The sequence below is a fragment of the Veillonella parvula genome (genome assembly GCF_032550495.1).
GTDB classification, from domain to species: Bacteria; Bacillota; Negativicutes; order Veillonellales; family Veillonellaceae; genus Veillonella; species Veillonella parvula_G.
On the sequence record NZ_JAWFZJ010000002.1, the window covers coordinates 100,988 to 125,276 of the forward strand.

Here is a 24,289-nt window from a genome sequence, read left to right on the forward strand (position 1 = left end):
CTAATGGCAAAGGAAATCAACGTACAAGAGACAATACAATCTGATTTTAGTGTTGTGGTTAACGATATTGCTGAAGAGTTATTGACGCGCCTCAATATGGATGAGGATGGTTCTGTTATCGATATGTTCCAAACAGGCTCTTTTGATCCTTGGCAGTTATTCGTATTTTTTGGTGCTTTAGAAAAAGCCCTTATTGAGTTCAGAACAGATAAACGGAAGAAAACAGTTATCGTTCATGCACAACCTGAGGCTCTTATCGGCATTGGCCGCGTAGTGACACCTGTATCTACTATGCTTGAGCATGTATTGATGTCTCGTTTGAATGATATGAGCGAAGGCCGCTTGGAAACAGGCATGCTTACAGTATCTGCTGAAAGCATCGATTATGAAGGTGTAAATCTTAAAGGTCGTCACGTGGTTATCGTATGCGATCTTGTAGATGAAGATTCTAATTATCTCAAAGAATGCATTAAATTATGTAAAGAATTGAAAGCAAGCCACGTAGTGGCGGTGCCTCTCATGTTGTGGAACCCTGAATTGATCGACAATTTGACAGAGGAATCTATTAAGGCGGAATTATCTCATGAAAATCGTCCTCTCTCCTAGTAAGACAAAAACGATTACCGATGTTGCTAGCAACGCTGAGGCAGTACATCATGCAGTCCGAGACGGCCAATTTCAGCCGAACATCACGAAAGAAATTGTAACACATGTACAATCCCTTGATGTAATAGCTCTTGGAAAGGCGCTAAAGCTAAAGGCTGATAAGGCGCAAGCTCTTTTTGATTTTTATCAGTCCTTTGAGGCTCATCCCGTAGGTCGTGCCTGTGAAAGTTATGATGGCATTGCTTTCAAATATTTGGACTGGTCGAACTTATCTGACGAAGCCAAGGCTTTTGGTGAAAGCCATCTCGTTGTGCTGTCTGCATTTTACGGTGTCGTTGAACCTAATATGGGGGTGCGCGACTATCGACTCGATATGGTCGATAAGGTGGGCATTAATCTATACGATACATGGCGTGAAGCGGTGGACGCATACTTTCACAAGGAAGATTGGATTCTAAACCTAGCATCTAAAGAATATGCAAAAATGGTGAACCATCCAAAGGTGATAACCGTTGAATTTTGGGAATTACGGGGCGATACGTTTAAGCAGATGAGTACGTCCTCTAAAATGAGTCGCGGTGTGATGGCTCATGAATGTTTAACTCGACAAGTGAAACATGTGCGGGACTTGCCCCGCGAAGTTAATGGATTTACTTGTGTCTCTGACATTGAATCCATTACCATACCAAGCGAATCGATGACGGTTCGTTACGAAAGGAAGTGATTGTTTGCAAGTGCAAGACATTCTTGCAAAAGACCTCGTCGGCGATGAATGGCTGACAGAGGAGGAATTGCGATTTCTCATGTCTGTAACTGATGAAGAACAGTTGCAGTTGATATATAAAAAGGCCTACGAAGTGAAGGCAAAATACGTAAAGCCTGTAGCGTATTATCGCGGTCTCATTGAGTTCTCAAACCGATGCATTAAAAATTGTAATTATTGCGGTATCCGTCGTGAAAATGACAAGACGGAACGCTTTGATATGAATCGCGAAGACATCATCAAGATGGCGCAATGGGCATACGATCATGAATATGGTTCCATTACACTCCAATCTGGTGAACGCTGTGATGATGCCTTTGTGGACTATGTTGTGGATTTAATTCGCGACATTAAAGCCATCGGCGATGGTTCTCTTGGTATTACGATGTGCGTAGGAGAACAAAGCGAAGAGGCGTACCGTCGCATGCGTGAAGCCGGTGCGAGTCGTTATTTATTACGCATTGAAACAACCAATACAGATTTATACCATAAGATTCATCCTCGTGATGAATTGCACTCCTTTGAGACGCGCGTAGAATGCTTACGTCGTTTGCGCCGCGTGGGCTTCCAAGTTGGCACAGGTGTTATGATTGGTCTACCTGGGCAAACAGAAGAAGATCTTGTGAATGATATCTTGTTCTATCGCGATATGGATATCGACATGATTGGTATGGGCCCTTATGTAGTGCATCATGATACGCCTCTAGGCCAAGAAGCATTGGCAATGGGCATTGATGATGAAGAGGGCAAGTTGCGACGAGTTCAACTGGGCCTCAAGATGATTGCCTTAACTCGTTTATTCTTGAAAGACGTAAACATTGCGGCAACTACTGCATTACAAGCACTAGATAAACTAGGCCGTGAAAAAGGCTTAGCCGCAGGTGCAAATATCCTTATGCCTATCATCACCATTCCTGAACACCGTGCAAAATATTTGCTATATGATAATAAACCATGCGTAGACGACAATGCAGAACAATGTAAAGACTGCTTGACGCGCCGCGTAATGTCCATCGGTGATACAGTGGGTTGGAAACAAAATGGGGACTCTAAACACTACGGCAAACGGACGGGGAAATTTTAGTATTCTATGTTTTAACTAAATTATTTAGTGAATTAATATATTTACCACTAGTATTGCCTATATATAGATGGGGCCCCGTTACATAAAGACAACTTAATTAAAAAAGACGGTCTATACTTGCTTGCTCCTCGTTCCTGATGTCGCGGCACAAGTACAGACCGTCTTTTTTATAACTTTGTGAGGACACTAGTCCCATCTATATATAGGATATACCGATAAAGTCTTATTAATAATTTAATTAAGTTTAGGATCTACATAGGAATACTAAAATTTTTGTTCTAATTTAGTATTAGTATATAATCCTCTTTTTCTAAGAAATTTTTCTCAGAAAAAGAGGATTTTTTTATTGTAGTGTCGAAATGTATTAGCAAAGCCGTAATTTGCCAGTAAGGAGGCGATTCCAATGAAAGAGTACAGTAGTGATAAAATTAGAAACGTTGCTGTTGTTTCCCACGATGGTGCGGGCAAAACAGCTCTTGTTGAATCCTTGTTGTTAACTTCTGGTGCGGTTGATTTCGTAGGTAAAGGTCAAGATAATAAACATATTATGGACTTTGAACCGGAAGAAATTAAACGTAATGTAACTATTCAATTGGGCATGGCGCCATGTGAGTGGCATGACCATAAGGTTAACTTCATAGACACTCCAGGCTATAACGAATTCCATGGCGAAGTTCGTGCCGCTTTGCGTGCTTGTGATGGTATGTTGATGGTGCTATCCTCCACATCTGGTGTAGAAACTGACACAGTTCGCGCATGGGATTATGCAGTTGAATTACAAATGCCTCGCATGGCATTTATCAATAAAATGGATGTCGATGGTGCTGATTTCTTTGGCACTATTGAAAGAATGCGGGAGTTATTTGGCAAAGGCATTATGCCATTGCAGATTCCTATCGGTGAAGGTGCCGATTTTGAAGGCGTTGTAGACGTAGCGAAAATGACTGCGTTTACTTATAAGGACGGCCAACCAACAGAGGTCGCTGTACCAGCTCACCTTATCGAAAAGGCTCAAGAAATTCGGGAAATGACCGTAGAAGCCGCGGCTGAAGGTAGCGATGAGTTGTTGGAAAAATATTTAGAAGGCGAAGAATTATCCTTAGAGGAAATCCGCCAAGGCTTGCGTGAAGGGATGATTAGTGGCCGTGTGTGCCCAATCATGTGTGGCAGTGCCACATCTCGTATTGGCTTAGATCAAGTATTGGATCGTATGATCCGTTACATGCCGGATGCAACTAAAAAAGTGATGACCGCAACTGATGCGGAAACCGGCGAACAATGTGTTGTACATGTAGATAAACCATTAACTGCATTCGTATTTAAAACATTGTTAGACCCATTCGCAGGCAAACAAAGCTTTGTACGTATCTTCTCTGGTGAACTGAAAGAAGGGGATCGCCTCTTTGATGTGAACCAAGGTGTAGAAGAAAAATGGGGCAAGATGGTTACCCTTATTGGGAAGCAACAAATCCCTGTATCCGCTGCTAAAGCTGGCGATATCGTAGTGATACCGAAATTGGCCAATGCTAAGACCGGCGATACATTAACGGCTCCTGACTTTAAAGTGACATACGATGCTATTCGTTTCCCTCAACCTCTATATACAGTGGCTATGGAGCCAGTAAAAAAAGGTGAGGAGGAAAAATTAGCTAGTGCTGTTCTTAAAGTGGCGGAAGAAGATCCTACTTGCGTAGTAGTGAAAAATGCTGAAGCTCGCCAATTACAAATTGATTGTATGGGCGAAGTACATCTTGAGCATATCCTCAATAAAATGGACCGTAAATACGGCGTACAAGCTAAACTTGTGGCTCCATATATTCCATACCGCGAAACCATTAAAAGCTCTGCTGAAACCGAGTCTAAATATAAGAAACAAAGTGGCGGTCATGGTCAATATGGTCACGTTAAGATTCAAGTGGATCCATTATATGATGGTAGCGAATTTGCATTCGTAGACAAAATTTTTGGTGGTGCTGTACCTAAACAATACATACCAGCAGTGGAAAAGGGTGCCAAAGAAACCCTAGATAAAGGCCTAATTGCAGGATATCCTATGATTGGCGTGCAAGTGACACTCTTGGATGGATCTTACCACAGCGTAGACTCCTCAGAGTTAGCATTTAAAGTAGCTACGTCACAGGCTATCAAGGATGTGATTCCTAAGGCGAAACCAGTCCTATTAGAACCAATCTATGAGGTCAACGTGTTTGCACCAGATGCTTTCATGGGCGACATCATGGGTGATTTGAATAGCCGTCGAGGTCGTGTATTAGGCATGGAACAAAGTGAAAGAACAGGTATTTCTGTTGTTAAAGCACAAGTACCATTGGCTGAAATGTCTGATTATGTGACTGCATTGCGCTCCATTACACAAGGACAAGGCGTATTTAACCGTCAGTTCTATACATATGAAGAGGTTCCACATAAGCAAGCGGAAGAAATTATCGCTGCTCATAAAACTCAAGAATAAAGTAATGGCCACATGCTGTATGTAATACAGTTTGAATCTTTACAACTGAATAGACAATTGCATACTGTAACAATTTAATAATGTAACAATTTCATAGCGTAATGATTGACGAAAGTCATAAATTTGAATAGTATTTTACTGAAGCCCTCCATATATGTAGCGTATGGAGGGCTTTTACATAAGAGAATAGCTAGTTCTTTATGTATATATGTGCTAACATAAAAGGTAATATAATTGGTTTATTGTGGTGCCATATCCATAGATATTGTGAAAGGATTGTGTATGTTTTTCTCTAGTATTACCGCAGATTATACAAAAATGGGCTATCCTAAAGCCATCGTACGAGCTTTAGATTTCTTAAAAAATACAGACTTGAAAGCATTGCCAGGCGGCCGTCATGCCATTGAAGGGGACATGATGTACGCCAATGTAGACGATGTAGAAACAAAACTATTTGAAGCTACAAAACCAGAATCGCATCGTAATTATGTAGATATTCAATTTATGGTGAGTGGCGAGGAAAACATGGGCTTTTTCGTAGATAAAGGTCTCGTTAAACCTGTGGAGTCCTATCCAGATCGAGATTGCTATTTTTATACTAATGAAGCGGTTGATGAAGGGCAAATCCATTGCCCAGAAGGGTACTACACTGTATTCTTCCCCTCTGATGTTCATCGACCTTTGCTTGCTGTAAACGATAAACCTATTAAAATCCGTAAGGTGGTTGTGAAAGTTCACGTATCTTTGCTTGGTGACTAGCATGAAACAATATGAAGTTATTGGTGTTATTATAACTCTATTAGGGGCTGTTTTATGGGGTGTATCCGGTGCATCTGTACAGTTCTTAAGCAATTTTAGAGATATGAATTTGGAATGGCTAGTAACTATGCGATTGATTACAGCAGGTTTACTAACTGTTATTTATGCATGGTTTAGATTTGGAAACTCTATCTTTAATGTATTTCATAGTGTAAAGGATATGCTAGGGCTCATTGTTTTTGGCGTATTTGGAATGGCATTATGCCAATATACATACTTCAGATCCATTGCTTTAGCTGGAGCTGGCATTGCAACGGTTTTACAATATCTGGCGCCGTCTATGATTATTATTTATCTGCTAGTACGCTATGGTAAACGACCATCCAAGGGGGAGACGGTTTCTGTTATACTTGCTTTAGTGGGGACCATTTGTTTGATGGGGAATGGTGATGGTCTTTCTATTGAAAGCTTCCCGATGGCGGTTCTCGTATGGGGGCTTTTATCTGCTGTCGGTGTAGCCGTATATAGTATTTCTCCTGTTGATTTACTCTACAAATATGGAACGTTGCCTATTGTAGGGTTTGGGATGCTTATTAGTGGTATTGTAGCCGCTATATTATTCCATCAACCGAATTCATATGCAGTGTGGGACGCATGGACTGTTATTGGTTGTTTCAATGTCATATTCCTCGGGACGATAGTATCTTTCAATGCCTATTTAGAAGGGGTTAAACGAATTGGGGCCGTACCAGGATCTATTTTGTCATCTATTGAACCTATTTCGGCGGCTTTCTTTGGGTGGGCTTTTTTAGGAAATGAATTTAGTCTATTAGGGTTAATTGGTATGGCTATGATTATTGCTACCGTTGTTATCATTGCTTGGGATAGACAACGAACTATTAAACGAGAGGTACTGGCAAAACTGAATAAAACAATATTAGAATGAATCGATAAGAGCACATCAATATAAATATATCAATAAAATATGTCGACAGGAAAACATCAAGAAGAACACATATATCACAGAAGTCGTTTCGTGGTATATGTGTTTTTGTTATATCATAAAGTATATTTTAGATACTGTATACATGCACCATTTAGTTGACTATTTACCTATCTATTCATATAGTAAATGTATACGTGATTATTAGTTTGTTACGGAGGTATTTATGTCTGTAAAAGATTTTGTGCAACAACGGCGCGATGCGTTAATCGCTATGCGTCGCGACTTTCATATGTACCCTGAGCCTGCTTGGCTTGAGTATCGCTCTGCTGCGAAGGTAGCGGATAGGCTTATTTCCTTGGGCTATGATGTGGCGTTAGGCGCAGATGTACTCGATTTAGAATCTCGCATGGGCTTGCCTAGTGATGAGGTTATGAAAGCTGCTATGGATCGAGCCATCAAAGAAGGCGCAAATCCTGAGCTTGTTGAAAAGATGGGCTATGGTAAAACGGCCATTGTTGCAACTATGAAGTTTGGTGGTGAAGGCCCTGTAGTAGCATTTCGTGTAGACATGGATTCCAATGATGTCATTGAAGCTAAAGATGATAACCATGTACCCGCAAAGGGCGGGTTCCGTTCTTGTCATGATAAGGCGATGCACGCCTGTGGTCATGATGCACATATGACGATGGGGCTAGGCCTAGCTGAATACTTGGCTACGCACAAGGATGAATTCAAAGGCACTATCAAACTCATCTTCCAACCAGCAGAGGAAGGTGTACGCGGTGCTAAAGCGATGGCGGAAGCAGGCGTAGTAGATGATGTAGATTTGATGTTCGGCATGCATATTGGGTTTAACGAAAAATTATCCAATTGCTTTGCTTGTAGCGATCATGGCTTCTTAGCGACAACAAAACTTGATGCGGTGTTCCACGGTTATTCTGCTCATGCCGGGGGCTCTCCTGAAAAGGCACAAAATGCAATGCTCGCCGGCTGTACAGCAGTTCTTAACTTACAAGCCATCGCTCGTCATAGTCAAGGCGCTTCTCGTATGAATGTAGGTGTTTTTGAAAGCGGTACAGGCCGCAATGTGACGCCTGATGTGGCGGTGCTTAAACTAGAAACTCGTGGTGCTACGACAGAAATCAATGATTACATGATTGAACGGTCGAAGACTATTATTAAAGGTGCTGCAGAAATGCATGATTGTACCTTTGAAATCACAAAACAAGGAGAAACTCCTGCAGGTCGTATCAGTGATGATTTAGCTCGTGAAGTACAAGCTATCGTGGAACCACTTGGGATCTTTAAAGAGGTGCCATTCGATTACAGTGGTGGCGGCAGTGAAGACTGTGCGTACTTCTTGAATCGTGTCATCGATCGCGGCGGTAGAGCAACCTACATGGTAGTAGGTTCTGCTATTAAAGCGCCACATCACAATCCGCTCTTTGATATCGATGAAGAAGATATGCTAAATGGTATCGTTGCATTAGGTACTATTGCAGCTCACTATTTAAAATAAGCTTTATGTACTAGCATCATATGGTTTGTCAGTAATTGATGTAATAGATTGTGAGGTGTTACATGATTCAACGAGAGCGATTGGTTAAAGATTTTGAGGCTATGGCCCAATTGACGGCATCTGGTGAGGGCATTAATCGCCTTGCTTTCACCGATGCAGATTGGGCAGGACGGCAATATATTATAGACCGCATGACTGATGCGGGTTTATCCGTTGAAATAGATGATTTTGGTAATGTCATTGGCTATAAGATTGGTAAGAAACCAGATTTACCAGTTGTCATGGTAGGGTCTCATACAGATAGCGTACCCAATGGAGGTAATTACGATGGTGTGGTGGGCGTGTTATCTGCCATTGAAGTAATTCGTAGCATGACTGACGATAGTTATGAACATGACCATACCATCGCTGTGGTATCCTTCATGTGCGAAGAGTCCGGTCGTTTTGGGAATGCTACACTAGGTAGTAAGGCCATGCGTGGTGAATTAAGATTACAAGACTTACACCGATTGGTAGATAAACAAGGAGTTTCTTTGTACGAAGCATTGAAAGGTCGCAACTTAAATCCCGATGGGATTGAAGAAATGGAATATAAACGACCTGTAAAGTCTTTCACAGAAATTCATATAGAACAAGGAAAGGTACTAGAGCACGAACAGAAAACGATTGGCATTGTGACTGGTATTGCAGCGCCAGAGCGATTCTATGTGACCATTCGGGGCAATGCCGATCATAGTGGCGCTACGCCGATGAACTTGCGTCATGATGCTCTATGTGGAGCTTCAAAAATCATCCTCGGCATCGAGGAGATTGCATCCATGCAAGAGGAGCCACCCGTGGTGGGTACTGTTGGTGTTGTAGAGGTTATGCCTGGCGCGATGAATGTCATTCCTGGTGCTGTAAAGCTAGGGGTAGATATTCGTAGCATTTCTAAGGTAGCTCGCAATTCTGTAGTTACTCTCGTTAAGGAATTTATCGACATTACTGCCGAGAAACGTGGATTATCGTATACAATTGAAACAATTGCACAGGACCATCCAGTGGAGATGCACCCGGCGATGATTCGAGAAATCGAAGAGGCTGTTAAGTCTGTCGGTATAGAGTACATGACAATGCCGAGCGGTGCCGGTCATGATGCGATGCATTGGGCGGAGGCAGTTCCTACGGGAATGATCTTTATTCCATGTCGCGATGGCATCAGTCATAATCCTGCAGAATTTGCTGAAATGGATGATATCGTAACGGGTGCAGAGGTGCTTGATAAGGTGCTTAGAAAACTTAGCTTGGAAGAAACAAAGCTTGTTTAATATATTTCTTTATGTATTTATTCTTTATGTATTTATGTAGTTATATAGATAAGTAGTTATATAGTTATATGATTATACTGTATATAATTAAGTGATTACTTTTACTATTGTTAGGCCTATTAGGTGTAAGACATAGATAGGACTATTGTATTTAGTGTTGTTAGTTGTGTATTGGGTGTAAAGCGTTTATAGAGGGGATATAGCTATCTTGCATCCTATGTACACGGATAGGAGAGTTATGGTTATTACAGGTATTGTTATTGTAGTAGCGACGTTTATAGCTATTATTAAACAGTTTGAAACGCGGCTCGTTTTATTATTATCGGGCTTACTGATGTGCTTTATTGGTGGGCAGCTTGGTGCTGGTACGACGGCCTTTGTGAAAGAACTTACAAATCCAGGGCTTGTACCGACGATCTGTACGGTGTTAGGTTTTAGCTATGTTATGGAATATACAAAATGTACGGAGCACATGGTATATTTCATTTCTGCAGGCCTCAAAAAGATGACGAAAATCATCATTCCTGGTGCTGTTATTATTACGTTCCTGATCAATATTGCATTGCCTACAGCGGCAGGTTGTGCTGCGGCCGTAGGTGCATTATTGATTCCGGCTTTAATTCGTTCTGGAGTACATCCAGCGATGGCTGGTTCTGCTATCTTCTTAGGTACATGGGGTAGTTCCTTGAGCCCAGGCCTTATGTTCAACCCTCAAGTAGCACAACTGGCGGGGGTAGACGTAATGACAGTTATTGCGAGCTTCTCTATGCAAGCAATTATCGGTATAGTAGTGGCCGCTATTTTGCTTAATATTGTGGCTATTGTAAAAAAAGAACATACAGGGTATGTAATGAAAAACGATACTGTAGAGGAAGGCAAAGAGTTTAAAGTAAATTATTTCTATGCAATCATTCCCATTATTCCTCTTGTATTACTCGTACTTGGCAGTAAACAAGTAGCGGTGATTCCAGAAATCTCTGTACCTGTATCTATGCTCATCGGTACTGCTATTGGTATCATTGCCGTGCGTCCTAATGTGGCAGAAGCTGTTAAAAAGTTCTTCCGCGGTACTGGCGATGGCATGTGCGATGTAGTAGGTCTTATGGCTGCTGCAGCGTGCTTCACAGCAGGTATGCAACACATCGGCCTTACTAGTGCACTCATCGATAGTATGAAGAACTCTCAACAAATCGCTCAAATAGGGGCAGCCTTTGGTCCGTTCTTGTTGGCGGTTATCTCTGGTTCTGGTAATGCAGCAGCGCTTGCCTTTAATGGTGCTGTCACACCTCATGCTGCAGACTTTGGTTATGGTATTATGCAACTTGGATCCATGGCTCAAATCGGTGCTGGTATCGGTCGTAGTATGAGTCCTGTTGCAGGGGCAGGTATCATCATTGCAGGACTTGCAGGTATTAACCCTATGGAAATGGCGAAACGCAATGCTGTGCCTTGTATTATTGCGACAGTAGTCATTATGCTATTGTTACTCTAGTCTAATAAAACTATATTGTAAAAGAAAACCCGTCATGATTGTTGTAATCATGACGGGTTTTCTTTGTTATAACTTTAAATAGCCAATCAATATATTTGTATCAAAGCACCAATTCATATGATTTAAACTAGCATGGTAATCAAGATGATTATATATAAGAGACTAATCAATTGATTATATGTAAGCGGCTAATTATATGATTTTTACGCATATATTGAAAGTTGAGATATAAGTAATATTTATGGATGCCAAAGAAAAGAGCAATTTGTTTTTATTGCATTTTCATAATATATTATATGTATTAAAGGAATAGTTGATATACCTTTGTGTCAGCCCATGTTTTCATAAATGAGTAAAAAGCCTGTACTGGCTTGGATTCAAGGGCACTATGACGGGTGTACATCCACGTATCCCGAGTCATGATATGACCATCAAGAGTTTTCAAGGTTTCCTTAAATAGGTTAGGGTAATCATTACCACAGCTTTGGGTGAGGATGGTAAAACCAAGTCCTTGGTTGACGAGCTTCATACATGTATCGATGTCGTTCACCTCAATGGTGCGCATCGGTGGTTGTGAGTAGTGGGAATACCACCAATCATCAATGGTCTGCTGTAAATTCGGATCTGTTTGATAGTGAATATAGGGCAGACGAGGTAAATCCTCTACGGCACAAGGCGTTTTGTTGAAGAAGCAGAATGGTTCAGACCAGATATGTTCTTTCGACTCTGTCCAAGTGTGGGCACCGCGAATGATGGCAGCATGTAAGCGGCCTTCAAGGAAGTCATGGTATAGCTTATAGCTAAGTCCCGTATACATGATGATATCAATATGTGGATAAGCCTCTTTAAAGGTGGATAAGATATGGGGGATATGATACTTTGCGAATACATTTGAGCATCCTAGGTTTAATGTACCGCGTGGTTCACTACCCATAGCTAATAGCTCTTGGCGCACCGAAGTATAGGAATTGAGCAAATCTTCGGCGTATCGTACAAGGCGTTGACCTTGATAGGTAAACTCTACACCACGAGCTTGTCGGTTGATGATGGGACAGTTAAATTCCTTTTCTAATTTTTTTATCCGTTCACTCAATGCAGGTTGCGTCATAAATAGACGACGCGCCGCATAAGTAATATTATTTTCCTCTGCTAAGGTTTTTAAAATTGTACAATCTTTCGTGTCCATAAACTCTCCTTTATATATGTATTATTGTACTCTATCCCATAGAGTTGGTACAGACGAGGGGACGCTAGGGCTATACAGATTAGATATAACTAAAGACTAGGTACTAGTAAGAGGAATGGAACTTTCACCAATAAACATGGTGAAAATATAGTGTTTGTAAAGGTTTACACATGCCTGAAAGTAATAAAGGAGCAAGTCATGGTTGAGTTAATTTCAAATGGTGTATTTTTATATCACGGTACGGATATCGTTCCTGCGGATTCTAGTGCAGCCCTTGATCAGCAAGAAGTTTTTAATAAAGAGCGCGCCTATAAGGAAACGATGGCGTACCGTATTTTAATGGACCACCAACAACACGAAGGTGATCAAGATTTACGCATCAAATTCGATGCCTTAACATCTCACGATATTACCTATGTTGGTATTATTCAAACGGCGATTGCCAGTGGTCTTGATAAATTTCCAATTCCTTACATTTTGACAAACTGTCATAATAGCTTGGCAGCAGTAGGGGGCACGATTAACGAAGACGACCATGTGTTTGGCTTATCCGCGGTTCAACGCTTCGGCGGCGTGTATGTACCTCCTCATCTTGCAGTTATTCACCAATATATGCGTGAAACAATGGCAGGCTGTGGCAAAATGATTCTCGGTTCCGACAGTCATACTCGTTACGGTGCTCTTGGTACTATGGCGATTGGTGAGGGCGGTCCAGAGCTTGTAAAACAATTGCTTGGCCGCACGTATGATGTACAACGTCCAGAAGTTATCGCTATTTACCTCGATGGAAAACCTAAACACGGCGTAGGCCCACAAGACGTGGCACTCGCTATTGAAAAAGCTGTATTCGCAAACGGTTTTGTGAAAAATAAAGTAATGGAATTCGTAGGCCCTGGTATTGAACATTTATCCATGGACTTCCGTAACGGCATCGATGTAATGACTACAGAGACTACATGCCTTACAACTATTTGGAGAACAGATAGTACAACGAAAGAATTCTTGACACTTCATGGTCGCGGTGATGCGTACAAAGAGCTTAACCCTGGTGATGTAGCTTATTATGATGGCCTAGTAAAAGTTAATCTTAGGGAAGTGGAAAGTATGATTGCTATGCCATTCCATCCAAGCAATGTATATACAATTAAAGAAATCAACGAAGGTGGTCGCGATTTATTAGCAGAAATCGAACGTCAAGCGGTAGAGCAATTAGATAATAAATCCTTGTCTTTACAATTGCCTGAAAAACATTTTGACGGCAAATTGCATTTAGATCAAGGTATCATCGTAGGGTGCTCTGGTGGTTTATATGAAAACATTATGCAAGCGGCTAACATCGTACGCGGTAAGAGCGTAGGTTCCGGTCGTTTCGCATTTAGCGTTTATCCTTCTAGCCAACCAATTTACTTAGAACTTATGAAAAATGGTGCTCTTGTAGATCTTATGAGTGCTGGTGCCATCGTGCGTACAGCTTTCTGCGGGCCATGCTTTGGTGCAGGTGATACACCTAACAATACTGGACTCAGTGGTCGTCATGCGACACGAAACTTCCCGAATCGCGAAGGTTCTAAACCTGGTAACGGACAAATTTCTTCCGTTGCACTTCTCGACTCCCGTTCCGTAGCGGCTACTGCTATTAACGGTGGTGCATTAACTGCGGCTACTGATATCGATTATGATGATGTAGTACCAGCTTACCACTATGATGATAAACCTTATGAAAGCAAAGTATATAGCGGCTTCAATGAGCCTAAAAAAAATACTGAACTCATTTATGGACCATCCATTAAACCTTGGCCAGCTATTAAAGAATTGACCCCAAATGTATTGCTCAAAGTAGTTGCCTATATCGATGACCCTGTAACGACTACGGATGAGTTGATTCCATCTGGTGAAACATCTTCCTTCCGTTCAGATCCATATGCATTGTCTGAATTTGCCTTGAGCCGTAAGGTTCCTGAATATGTAGGTCGTGCTAAAACCGTTCGCGATTGGGAAAAATCTCGTCAAGAAGGTGAAAGTACAGTAGAGTTAGTCGCTGCATACGAAGAGGTTAAGCAAGCTCTTGGCTTGTCAGAATCTGTAGAAGATATGGCTAAGTCTACAGCTGTTTCCAGCATGGTATATGCTAATCGTCCGGGTGATGGCTCTGCTCGTGAGCAAGCAGCATCCTGTCAACGTGTATTGGGTGGCGGTGCTAATATCGCTATTGAATATGCTACAAAACGTTATCGCAGCAATGTAATTAACTGGGGCATGTTACCGTTCGTAACTAGCGAAGAAGACTCTAAAACTATGGTCGTAGGCGACTATGTATATGTGCCAAATGTGCGTGACCAATTATTCTCTGACTCCGATGATTACACAGCATATGTTATCAGTGGAGGTGCGAAGAAAGCAGAAATCACATTACATTTAGGGCACCTCAGCGATGAAGAAAAAGATATTATCGCAGCAGGGTGTCTCATCAACTACTATGCAAATAGCAAAGCATAAGCGGTGAACATAAAGGAGTAAGTTATGAACAGGTATAAAGAAATTCCTGTTACCTATATGCGCGGAGGGACTAGTAAAGGGGCGTATCTGTTAAAAGATACGCTTCCAACTGACCCAGCTGCACGAGACCGTATGATTTTAGATTTATATGGTTCTCCCGATGCGCGTCAAATTAATGGTATTGGCGGTGCCGACCCATTGACGAGCAAGGTAGCTATCGTAAATCCTTCTGACCGCGATGATGCAGATATCGACTACACCTTTGGGTATGTAGGTATCGCTGATGCGGTGGTAGATTACGAAGGTAACTGTGGAAATATTTCTGCTGGTGCTGGAGTATTTGCCATTATGGAGGGCTTTGTGAAAGCCGTAGAACCAGAAACAGTGGTTCGCATCTTTAATACGAATACAAATAAAGTTATTGAAGCGCATGTTCCAGTCCGAGATGGTAAGCCTATTATTGATGGTGATTTTGCCATCGATGGTGTTCCTGGCACAGGTGCTCGTATTACATTATATTTCTTGGAACCAGGCGGTTCTAAGACAGGTAAGCTACTACCAACAGGCAATGTACAAGACACAATTACATTGGTTGATGGTCGCACAATCCAAGTCAGTTTAGTAGATGCAGCTAATCCAGCTGTATTTGTAAAGGCTACAGATCTTGGTTATGAAGGCACGGAATTACCGGCTTTCACAGAAACGGATGGCAGTGTATTACTCAATACACTTGAAGATATTCGCACTACTGCGGCGGTAATGATGGGCCTTGCTCCATCTAAAGAGTCCGCCAGTCTTGCAGTTCCAAAGGTATGCATGGTGTCCGCACCACAAACCTACGTGGCAAACGATGGTCGAACTATCAAGGGGAATAGTATAGACATCGTGGCTCGTACAAAGGCACTAGCTGTAATGCATAAAGCCTATGCCGTTACAGGTGGTATCTGTACTGCTACAGCAGCGCTTATTACGGGTACTGTGGCGAACGAAGTAGTTAGCGAACGTGCTAAAGAAACGAATCAAGTTACTTTAGCACATCCATCAGGGAAGTTTGATTTCGAAATATGCTTGACCCATGATAAGGGTTGGCATGTGGAGAAGGCGGGCGTCGCTAGAACAGCGCGACCGATCATGAAAGGCATAGCTTATGTTAAAGGAGAGTAAGAATGAGTAAGCTACTTAAAATTGCAATTATGTTTGCCATTCCTCTGGTAATGTGGTTCATTACACCGCCAGAAGGTTTGAGCGTGGAAGCTTGGCGACTGCTAGGTTTCTATTTAATGGCTATCGTTGGTCTTGTTGTTAAACCTTGGCCAGCACCAATTATTTTGTTGTTATCTATTGCAGGTTCTTCAATTTTCTTAAATGCAACGAAAAACGTATTGTCTGGTTATGCATCCACTACAGTATGGCTAGTATTCTCTGCGTTCTCCCTCAGTGTGGCGTTTGTAAAAACAGGACTTGGCCGTCGTATTGCGTACCTATTGATTAAATCCTTAGGACATACTACATTGCGTCTTGGCTATGTAACTGCGTTATTAGATCTTATTATTTCTCCGGTAACACCTTCCAACACAGCACGTTGTGGGGGTATCGTGTTCCCAATCATGAACTCTGTAGCAAAAGCGTTAGGTTCTGAGCCTGGTGAAAGCGCTAAAAAAGCTGGTTCTTACCTCATGGTTAACACATACATGGTAACTAAGGTAACAAGCTTGATGTTCGCTACAGCAATGGCACCAAACTTATTGGCTGCTGACTACATGAACAAAATCCTCGGTGTAGATATTAACTGGGGCCTTTGGGCATTAGCACTCGTAGTACCAGGTCTTGTAATGCTTCTCATTACACCTGCTTTGGTATACTACTTAGACAAACCATCTATTCAACACATCGACTCTCATGCGATTGCTGATGAAGGTTTGAAAGAACTTGGACCTATGTCTGGTCGCGAGAAATCTCTTATTGCTATCTTTATTCTTGCCTTAGTTGGCTGGGCGTTGCCTTCCATCTTGACGCAAGGCTTTGGCATTAAATTCTCCCTTGATGCAACAGCAGTAGCTATCGTAGCCATGGTAGCAGCGCTTGTAACAGGCGTAATCAAATGGGAAGATATGCTTGAATCCAAAGGTGCTTGGAACACATTGATCTGGTTCGGTGGTATCATCGGTATGTCCAGTGCGTTGTCCAAGGTTAAATTCTTTGAATGGTTAGCTGACTTTATGGGGACACACTTCAACTTCGGCGACAACCCGATGTTGGCTCTTATTATCATCGGCGCTATCAGTATCGCTGTTCGTTACTTGTTCGCTTCTGGTAGTGCGTATGTAGTTGCAATGCTTCCAGTATTCCTTACTGTAGGTAAAGTAGCGGGTGTAAACCCAATGGCGTTGTCCTTGTTACTAGCTGCTACAAACTCCTACGGTGGTGCGTTGACTCACTACGGCGGTGCAGCGGCTCCAATCGTATTCGGTGCTGGTTACAACACAGTTAAAAGCTGGTGGATTATCGGTGGTATCTTCGCTATCATGTGCTTCATCGTAAACCTTACAGTGGGCTACGCATGGTGGGAAATTCTTGGTATCCTATAATACCTAACTAGAGACAATAGTTATTCTATACATATAGAATGATCATCCCCTAGATAGTGAAAGTTTCTATACTTTTACAAACAACATAATAAAAGAGCTGTTTCGGAATCAGTACACACACATCTGAGTTCTGAGAACAGCTCTTTTTATTTGTTTATATAGTTTCTTTAATGCATTTGCACTATTTTCGTTGTATTACGGCATTACTTTAGTTTTAACGCAACCCATAGTGCAGCGCCGATAAAGGTAAGGCTACATGCCCAGAAAAGGGTTGTGAAGCCAAATTGAGCGGCTACAATGGAACCACCAAAGGAGCCTAGAAAGTAACCCATAGACAAACAAGACTGATTGTACGAGAATATTTGTCCCGTATATTCCTTAGGTGTTTTTGATGCTAAATAGGTATTGAGCGCAGGTAACATACCACCTAGCCCAAAACCTTGCAAGAAACGGATAAACCCAAGTACATACACAGAGTCCACATAGGCTTGCGGTATATTGAGTAGACCTACATAGATCATCGAGTAGATGAGCACCTTTCTAGGGCCTATACGGTCTACTAATTTCCCGAGTGGAGAGCTACTAAAGAATTGGGCGATACCCATGGCAGAGAACACAGCACCAGAAATAAAGGCTATATTTTCCGTATTGCTTGGTAGCATTCCTTTAATGTAAACCGTCATAATGGGGGAGATGGCGGTAACCGAAATGGCATACAGGAAGGAGGTTGCAGATAAAGCGACTAAACTAGAAAACTCAGGTAAGTGAGTTTTTAGATTTCTAAAGGTTTGCTTCTCAACAAGTGGCTTTGGAACATAGTTTTCATGTACCAGCATTGCCGTCAAGCCAAAAGAGATAAGCATAAGGGCCCCGATGATAAAGAAGTCATTTCGAATACCTACTACATCACTGAGATACCCTCCTACAAGCGGACCGGCTAGTGAGCCTGCAAGGCTAAAGGATCCTATAATCCCTAGAGCCCAACCTGTATGGTTTTGCGGTGTTTCTGACGCGATAAGTGTTACCGATGCGGGGTAAAAACCGCTTACTAACCCTTGCAATGTACGAACGAGGAACACACCTTCTGGTGTAGTCTGAAAGCCCAATAATATACTACATATAGCCATACCAAGACTAGAGCGTATGAGGGTAATCTTACGTCCCTTACGGTCTGCTAATCGGCCCCAGAAGGGAGCTGCTAAGCAGACAATGAGGAAGGTGATGCCCATGGAGGCACCGGACCATTGTGCTATCGATCCTGTATCGCTTAAGCCCATTTCATGGAAGTATAGAGGAAGAATAGGGCTTACCTGACTAACCCCGAGGGACATGAAGAATATGCAGAATGCGCAAATGTACACCGTTCGTTTCCACGTTTCCAAAATATTCCTCCTTTCTTAGTCTTAGCACGTTCTTAATAAAAACTCATACTCTCTCCTTCGCATAATAATCAGTAGAAGCTGATAACATATGTAGTTTCAGTATACCATTAGTATTTAGAGGAATACAATATAAATATTCTGAAATTGGAGGGGCTTAGGGAAATCAGTAATTGGATTATATATGGATATTATATGATGAACGAATGTAAGGATAAGGTGAAAGTTCAGATTTTCCTTGACTTTCATTCTATAGAAACATTATAATCAGATTATAATTTTATACTCGCCTGAAAGAAACCGATGAGGTGGAGATAAAAATAGGAAATGCACTCACAGAGAGCGGGATTAGCTGAGAACCCGTAGTACGCAGCTTATTAAATGGACCACCGAGGGCGCATGGAACAGAATGAACTTTCACAGTCATTCCTAGTATGGTGCGACGTCACACGAGCGTTAGTCGTGAGGGATATGTTAGTATCCTGCGAAAGGGGAATGCACTGCATTCAAACAAGGTGGTACCGCGATTTATAGCACATACAATCATATTGTAATAATAGAACTATAAACTCGTCCTTGACGTTATATTGTCATGGGCGAGTTTTTTTATTGGCAAATGCCAGATGGAGGTTCTCATGATTTTTCCTGGTTTTGACCGTGTGAAAGCTATCGCACCGGGCTACGATATCGTGCCTGTATATATGGAAATTTTATCCGACGTACGAACACCGATTAGTGTGTTGAAAGCGTTAAAACAAGTGAGCAGTCATACGTATTTGCTTGAAAGTGCGGATAATAGTAATCATTGGGGCCGGTATTCCTTCTTGGGCTACGATCCTAAGATTGAGCTATTCTGCAAAAACCATACAATGACCATCAAAGACGGTACAACATGTACCTTTGAGTGCTCTGATCCAGCTGCAGAGATTCGCAATATTTTGAGCCAATATAAAAGTCCTCGTTTAGAAGAATTACCAACTTTTACAGGTGGCTTTGTAGGCTACTTTGCTTGTGAATACATTCGCTATATCGAGCCAACATTGGACTTCCCAACGCCGGATGATGACTCTGCGATGGTAAATGATGTAGACCTTATGCTCTTTGATAAGGTTATCGCTTTTGATCACTATAAAAATAAAATCTACTTAATCGCTAACATCAGCACAAATGATTTAGAACGTAATTACAACAAGGCTGAGCTTGAGTTGAAAGTATTAGCTGATCTTGTAGTGAACGGCAAAGAGGCAGATGTTCCAAAAGGCGTTCTTAAAACAGAGTTTACCTCTGAGTTCACAAAGGATGAGTTTGAAGCCGTTGTTAAAAAGACACAGCACTACATCAAAGAAGGGGATATCTTCCAATGTGTTGTATCTAACCGCCGCGAAGCCGAGTTTGAAGGGAGCTTGTTAAACGCATACCGCGTATTGCGTACTTTGAATCCATCTCCGTACATGTTCTACCTATCCGGTGGTGATGTAGAGCTCACAGGGGCATCTCCAGAAACCTTGGTGAAACTGACAGACGGTAAAATGTACACATTCCCAATTGCAGGTACGATGCGCCGTGGCAAAAATGAAGCAGAGGACCTTGCTATTGAAGAAAAACTTATCAATGATGAAAAAGAATTGGCTGAACATAATATGCTTGTTGACCTTGGCCGTAACGATTTAGGTAAAATCTCTAAATTTGGTACTGTGAAAGTAGAGGCGTTACATATGTTGCAACGTTTCTCCCATGTCATCCATATTACATCTACTGTAAGTGGTGACATACAAGACGGCAAAGATGCACTCGATGCAATCGGTGCTACACTGCCAGCAGGCACGTTGTCTGGGGCGCCTAAGATTCGTGCTATAGAAATTTTACACGAACTTGAAAAAAGCCCGCGTGGTGTATACGGAGGCGCCGTAGGTTACATAGATTTCTCCGGTAACATGGATGTATGTATCGGTATTCGCATGGCTATGAATAAAGGCGGTAAGGTCTATGTTCGCGCTGGTGCAGGTATCGTTCGAGATAGCGTTCCTGAAAGCGAGTTTAATGAAACCTTGATCAAAGGCCAATCCATGATTTCCGCAATTACAGATGCACAGGAGGTAGAATAATGGTACTCCTTATAGATAATTACGATAGCTTTTCCTTTAATTTATATCAATTAGTAGGCTCTATCGATCCAGATATTAAAGTCATCCGCAGCGATGAATTAACAGTTGAAGAAATCCGTGCGTTGAAACCAGACTATGTAATACTTTCACCAGGTCCTGGTAGACCAGCTGATGCGGGCGTATACGAAGACCTATTGCGCGAATGCAAAGGGGAATTTCCAATCCTCGGCGTATGCCTGGGACACCAAGCCATCGGCGAAGTATTTGGCGGCACCGTATCCTATGCAAAACAAGTTATGCACGGCAAACAAAGCGTAGCGAAACAAGTACACACATCCAAAATCCTTAAGGGATTGCCTGAACAATTCGAAGTCGCTAGATACCACTCCTTGGCGATTATCGACGAAACCATGCCAAGTGAACTCATCGTCACATCCATTACCGACGACGGCGAAGTAATGAGTGTAGAACACAAAGACTACCCAATCTACGGCGTACAATTCCATCCGGAATCCATCATGACACCAAACGGGGAACAAATGATTCGCAATTTCTTAGAAAAATAACCACTGTTTTGTATTCGAGGAGCTATTATTAGTTACTAGTACGGTAAGGCAGAAATAAGGTCTCTCGGAACTCCGATGGCCACCCACCCCACTACGTGGGGCCGCCAAGTCGCTCCTTAAGACCTTATTTCCTGCCAACTCAACTTTGGTAGTACCTACTTAATAGCCCCTCTACAATACATATTGTGAACTGTAGTTATATTTTTTTTAAGAAATCTGCGAATCAGAACTCCTAATATAGGAAAAGGTGGTGCAAAGCACCACCATTCCCACCACCCTATAAAGAAATGACCTGTGCATTACTCCATATAATGCGCAGGATCATTTGATAATAGTTTGTTTGAGGGATATCTATTAAATTGGTATGGCTTTTAGCTGGATAAATACGATTGGGTTATGTGCGAAGCCGACTTGGCGCCCCGCATAGCGGGGGATGGCCACTTGGAGGCTGAGGGCATGACCCAATCGTTAGCGACTAGGTAGATAGGGTATCAATTTAATAGATATCCTCAAAAGGAGATATAAAATGATTAAAGACGCATTATATGCAGTAACGCACGGTCAGGACTTATCCTACGACCTTGCTAAAGATACAATGAACAAAATTATGAGCGGCGATGTACCAGAGGTTCCTATGGCTGGTTTTTTGTGCGCCCTTGCCGCAAAAGGTCCTACTGTAGATGAGGTTACAGCATTTGCTGAGGTTATGCGTGAGAAGGCTGGCTCCGTGCCTCATGAAGGTACTGTTGTGGAAATCGTAGGTACTGGTGGTGACGAGGCTAATACATTCAACATTTCTACTACATCTGGCTTTATCATTTCCGCCGCAGGTATTCCTGTAGCAAAACATGGTAACCGTAGTGTATCTAGTAAATGTGGTGCTGCTGACTTAATTGAAGCGTTGGGCGCTAAATTAGAGCTTAACGGTGAACAAAACGAGGCGGTGTTGAACAAAGCGAATATGTGCTTCATGTTTGCGCCTGTATATCACCAAGCCATGAAATATGCGGGCCCTGTACGTAAGGCGTTGGGCGTTCGTACTGTGTTTAACATCCTTGGCCCTTTGGCAAATCCAGCCGGTGCTACTGTGGAGTTGATGGGCGTGTATGATAAATCCTTAGTAGAACCATTGGCTCGTGTATTGGCTAATCTTGGCGTTAAACGCGGTGCTGTGGTACACGGCTTTGACGGCCTTGATGAGATTACGGCTACTAATAAAACGTACGTATGCGAAATTAATAATGGTACTTTCACAAGCTACGAATTCGATCCTAAGGAATATGGTTTCGAATATGCTGATAAAACCGAGCTTGAAGGTGGTGATGCTACGGTGAATGCTGAGATTACACGTTGCGTTCTCGGTGGTGAACAAGGTGGTAAACGCACTGCGGTTGTTCTTAACGCGGGCATGGCGATTTACCTTGCGAAAGACGGCATTACATTGGCAGAGGGCATCGAAGAGGCGAAACACATGATCGATTCTGGCAAGGCACTTGCTACACTAGAACAGTTTGTGAAAGCAACCCAAGAGGTGTAACCATTGATTTTAGATAAGATTGTAGAGGCTACTAAAGTTCGAGTAGCCCAAGAAAAAGAGGTGGAAACGCCTGAAGCTGTGAAAACAGCGGCTTTGGCATTACCTGCTGATACAGGATTTCCTTTTGAAGCGGCCCTCCGTCAGCAAGATTTCAATTTCATTTGTGAAGTGAAAAAGGCATCTCCATCTAAGGGGATCATTGCTGAGCACTTCCCATATTTAGACATCGCTAAAGAATATGAGGTTGCTGGTGCAGCGGCTATCTCTGTATTGACGGAGCCAGACTTCTTTAAAGGCGATAAAAAATATTTGCAAGAGATTGCAAGCACCGTAAAAATTCCCGTGCTTCGCAAGGACTTTATCATCGATGAATACCAAATCTACCAAGCAAAGGTATGGGGCGCTAGTGCAATCCTCTTGATTTGTGCATGCCTTGATGTGCCGATGCTGACAAAGTTCCGTGAACTAGCAGATTCTCTTGGCTTATCCTCCTTAGTAGAGGCTCATGATGAGCATGAGGTACAAATGGCCATCGATTGCGGTGCCCGCATTATCGGCGTTAACAACCGCAATTTGAAAGACTTTACTGTAGATGTACAAAACAGTGTACGCTTGCGTAATCTCGTGCAAGATGATGTGATTTTCGTATCTGAAAGCGGCTTAGAAACGCCAGAGGATATACAAGTATTGCGCGATAACAATATCGGCGTAGCTTTAATGGGTGAAACTTTTATGCGTTCTCCAAACAAGGTGGAGAAACTAGCATATCTCTATGGTCCAACCTACTACACACCAAAGGTTAAGATGTGTGGTATTTCAAAGGTAGAAACAATCCCTGCCGTAGTAGAAGCAAAACCAGACTATATGGGCCTTGTATTTGCACCAAGTAAACGACAAGTCACTGTAGACCAAGCTAAAACATTAGTTGAAGAACTACATAAGCAATATACTAAAAGATATAACAATGGTGCTGAACAGTCTAATAATGATGAGATTAAAACGGTAGGCGTTTTCGTCAATGAAACGCTAGATAATCTCGTTAGCATTGCTACAGAAGCCAATCTTGATGTGGTGCAATTGCACGGTGATGAAGATGAAGCTTTCATCCAATCCATAAAAGAACGTAGTAATGTAGAGGTTTGGAAGGCTGTTCAAATCCGCAATGCTGCAGATGCAGAGGCGTGGATCGATAGCAGTGCGGATATGCTATTATTTGATGCGTACCACAAAGACGAGCGCGGCGGTACAGGTGAAGTATTTGATTGGTCTTGCTTAGACGAGTTTGAACGACCATTTATGCTGGCTGGTGGTATCGATAGCACCAATGTGGCGCGTGCCATTCGTACGGTTCGACCGTACGGCATCGATATCAGTAGTGGTATTGAAACAGATGGCGTGAAAGACGATGAGAAGATAAAAGCTTTCACCAACATTGTGAGAACAATAGCAATGCCATAATATGGCGTGCTAGCAGGAATGGAATATA

The 24,289-nt window shown here is 42.3% G+C and carries 18 protein-coding genes; 16 read left to right on the forward strand and 2 right to left on the reverse strand.

Annotation, left to right across the window (positions count from 1 at the left end; genetic code table 11):
- Positions 1-3: 3 nt before the first annotated feature.
- From E6X37_RS04660 to dcuC, 9 genes are all read left to right on the forward strand, one after another.
- On the forward strand, positions 4-606 hold the full coding sequence (locus E6X37_RS04660; RefSeq protein WP_004694153.1) for a hypothetical protein: 603 nt from the start codon (positions 4-6) through the stop codon (positions 604-606).
- The gene (locus E6X37_RS04665; protein ID WP_316101920.1) at positions 584-1,330 is read left to right on the forward strand and encodes a YaaA family protein; all 747 of its coding nucleotides are present in this window, start codon (positions 584-586) and stop codon (positions 1,328-1,330) included. Before E6X37_RS04660 ends, E6X37_RS04665 begins: the two co-directional genes overlap by 23 nt.
- Before the next feature lie 4 nt (positions 1,331-1,334).
- Complete coding sequence (gene hydE / locus E6X37_RS04670) at positions 1,335-2,453, forward strand: [FeFe] hydrogenase H-cluster radical SAM maturase HydE (protein WP_105086849.1); 1,119 nt, start codon at positions 1,335-1,337, stop codon at positions 2,451-2,453.
- A gap of 403 nt (positions 2,454-2,856) precedes the next feature.
- Complete coding sequence (gene fusA, locus E6X37_RS04675; protein WP_316689606.1) at positions 2,857-4,923, forward strand: elongation factor G; 2,067 nt, start codon at positions 2,857-2,859, stop codon at positions 4,921-4,923.
- 282 nt (positions 4,924-5,205) lie between these two features.
- A complete protein-coding gene (locus E6X37_RS04680) occupies positions 5,206-5,682 on the forward strand; it encodes a NanQ anomerase/TabA/YiaL family protein (RefSeq protein WP_316689607.1) in 477 nt (158 codons plus the stop codon).
- 1 nt (position 5,683) lies between these two features.
- Positions 5,684-6,628, forward strand: coding sequence for a DMT family transporter (locus E6X37_RS04685; protein ID WP_316689609.1), 945 nt, complete (start codon positions 5,684-5,686; stop codon positions 6,626-6,628).
- A 223-nt stretch (positions 6,629-6,851) separates the two neighbouring features.
- Positions 6,852-8,147 (forward strand): amidohydrolase, encoded by a 1,296-nt coding sequence (locus tag E6X37_RS04690; protein ID WP_316689610.1) that lies wholly within the window; start codon positions 6,852-6,854, stop codon positions 8,145-8,147.
- Between the two features lie 62 nt (positions 8,148-8,209).
- On the forward strand, positions 8,210-9,454 hold the full coding sequence (locus E6X37_RS04695; protein WP_278472863.1) for a M20 family metallo-hydrolase: 1,245 nt from the start codon (positions 8,210-8,212) through the stop codon (positions 9,452-9,454).
- A gap of 238 nt (positions 9,455-9,692) precedes the next feature.
- Complete coding sequence (dcuC, locus tag E6X37_RS04700) at positions 9,693-10,946, forward strand: C4-dicarboxylate transporter DcuC (RefSeq protein WP_195213529.1); 1,254 nt, start codon at positions 9,693-9,695, stop codon at positions 10,944-10,946.
- Between the two features lie 301 nt (positions 10,947-11,247).
- Here dcuC and E6X37_RS04705 read toward each other — a convergent pair whose 3' ends face one another.
- A complete protein-coding gene (locus E6X37_RS04705) occupies positions 11,248-12,132 on the reverse strand; it encodes a LysR family transcriptional regulator (RefSeq protein ID WP_174892153.1) in 885 nt (294 codons plus the stop codon).
- Between the two features lie 198 nt (positions 12,133-12,330).
- Between E6X37_RS04705 and E6X37_RS04710 the strand changes: the two genes are divergently transcribed.
- Genes E6X37_RS04710 through E6X37_RS04720 form a run of 3 tightly spaced genes read left to right on the forward strand, consistent with a single transcriptional unit; the run spans position 12,331 to position 17,216 of the window.
- Positions 12,331-14,628, forward strand: coding sequence for a hydratase (locus E6X37_RS04710; protein ID WP_302010142.1), 2,298 nt, complete (start codon positions 12,331-12,333; stop codon positions 14,626-14,628).
- Positions 14,629-14,652: 24 nt separating this feature from the next.
- Positions 14,653-15,792, forward strand: coding sequence for a 2-methylaconitate cis-trans isomerase PrpF family protein (locus tag E6X37_RS04715; protein WP_302010141.1), 1,140 nt, complete (start codon positions 14,653-14,655; stop codon positions 15,790-15,792).
- Between the two features lie 2 nt (positions 15,793-15,794).
- Entirely contained in the window at positions 15,795-17,216 is a 1,422-nt protein-coding gene (locus E6X37_RS04720) for an anion permease (RefSeq protein ID WP_316689616.1), read from the forward strand.
- A gap of 203 nt (positions 17,217-17,419) precedes the next feature.
- Here E6X37_RS04720 and E6X37_RS04725 read toward each other — a convergent pair whose 3' ends face one another.
- Positions 17,420-18,598: an MFS transporter gene (locus tag E6X37_RS04725; RefSeq protein ID WP_004697911.1), complete on the reverse strand. Its 1,179-nt coding sequence runs from the start codon at positions 18,596-18,598 to the stop codon at positions 17,420-17,422.
- Positions 18,599-19,230: 632 nt separating this feature from the next.
- On the opposite strand from E6X37_RS04725, the gene E6X37_RS04730 reads away from it, so the two are divergent.
- The 4 genes from E6X37_RS04730 to trpCF all read left to right on the forward strand — a co-directional run bounded on the left by E6X37_RS04730 (position 19,231) and on the right by trpCF (position 24,261).
- Complete coding sequence (locus tag E6X37_RS04730) at positions 19,231-20,700, forward strand: anthranilate synthase component I family protein (protein WP_278617658.1); 1,470 nt, start codon at positions 19,231-19,233, stop codon at positions 20,698-20,700.
- Positions 20,700-21,266, forward strand: coding sequence for an anthranilate synthase component II (locus E6X37_RS04735; RefSeq protein WP_105086860.1), 567 nt, complete (start codon positions 20,700-20,702; stop codon positions 21,264-21,266). Before E6X37_RS04730 ends, E6X37_RS04735 begins: the two co-directional genes overlap by 1 nt.
- Before the next feature lie 526 nt (positions 21,267-21,792).
- Positions 21,793-22,803 carry an anthranilate phosphoribosyltransferase gene (gene trpD / locus E6X37_RS04740; RefSeq protein WP_024061342.1) on the forward strand — a complete coding sequence of 337 codons (1,011 nt, stop codon included), beginning with the start codon at positions 21,793-21,795 and terminating at the stop codon, positions 22,801-22,803.
- Between the two features lie 3 nt (positions 22,804-22,806).
- On the forward strand, positions 22,807-24,261 hold the full coding sequence (gene trpCF / locus E6X37_RS04745) for a bifunctional indole-3-glycerol-phosphate synthase TrpC/phosphoribosylanthranilate isomerase TrpF (protein ID WP_278617657.1): 1,455 nt from the start codon (positions 22,807-22,809) through the stop codon (positions 24,259-24,261).
- Positions 24,262-24,289 lie beyond the last annotated feature (28 nt).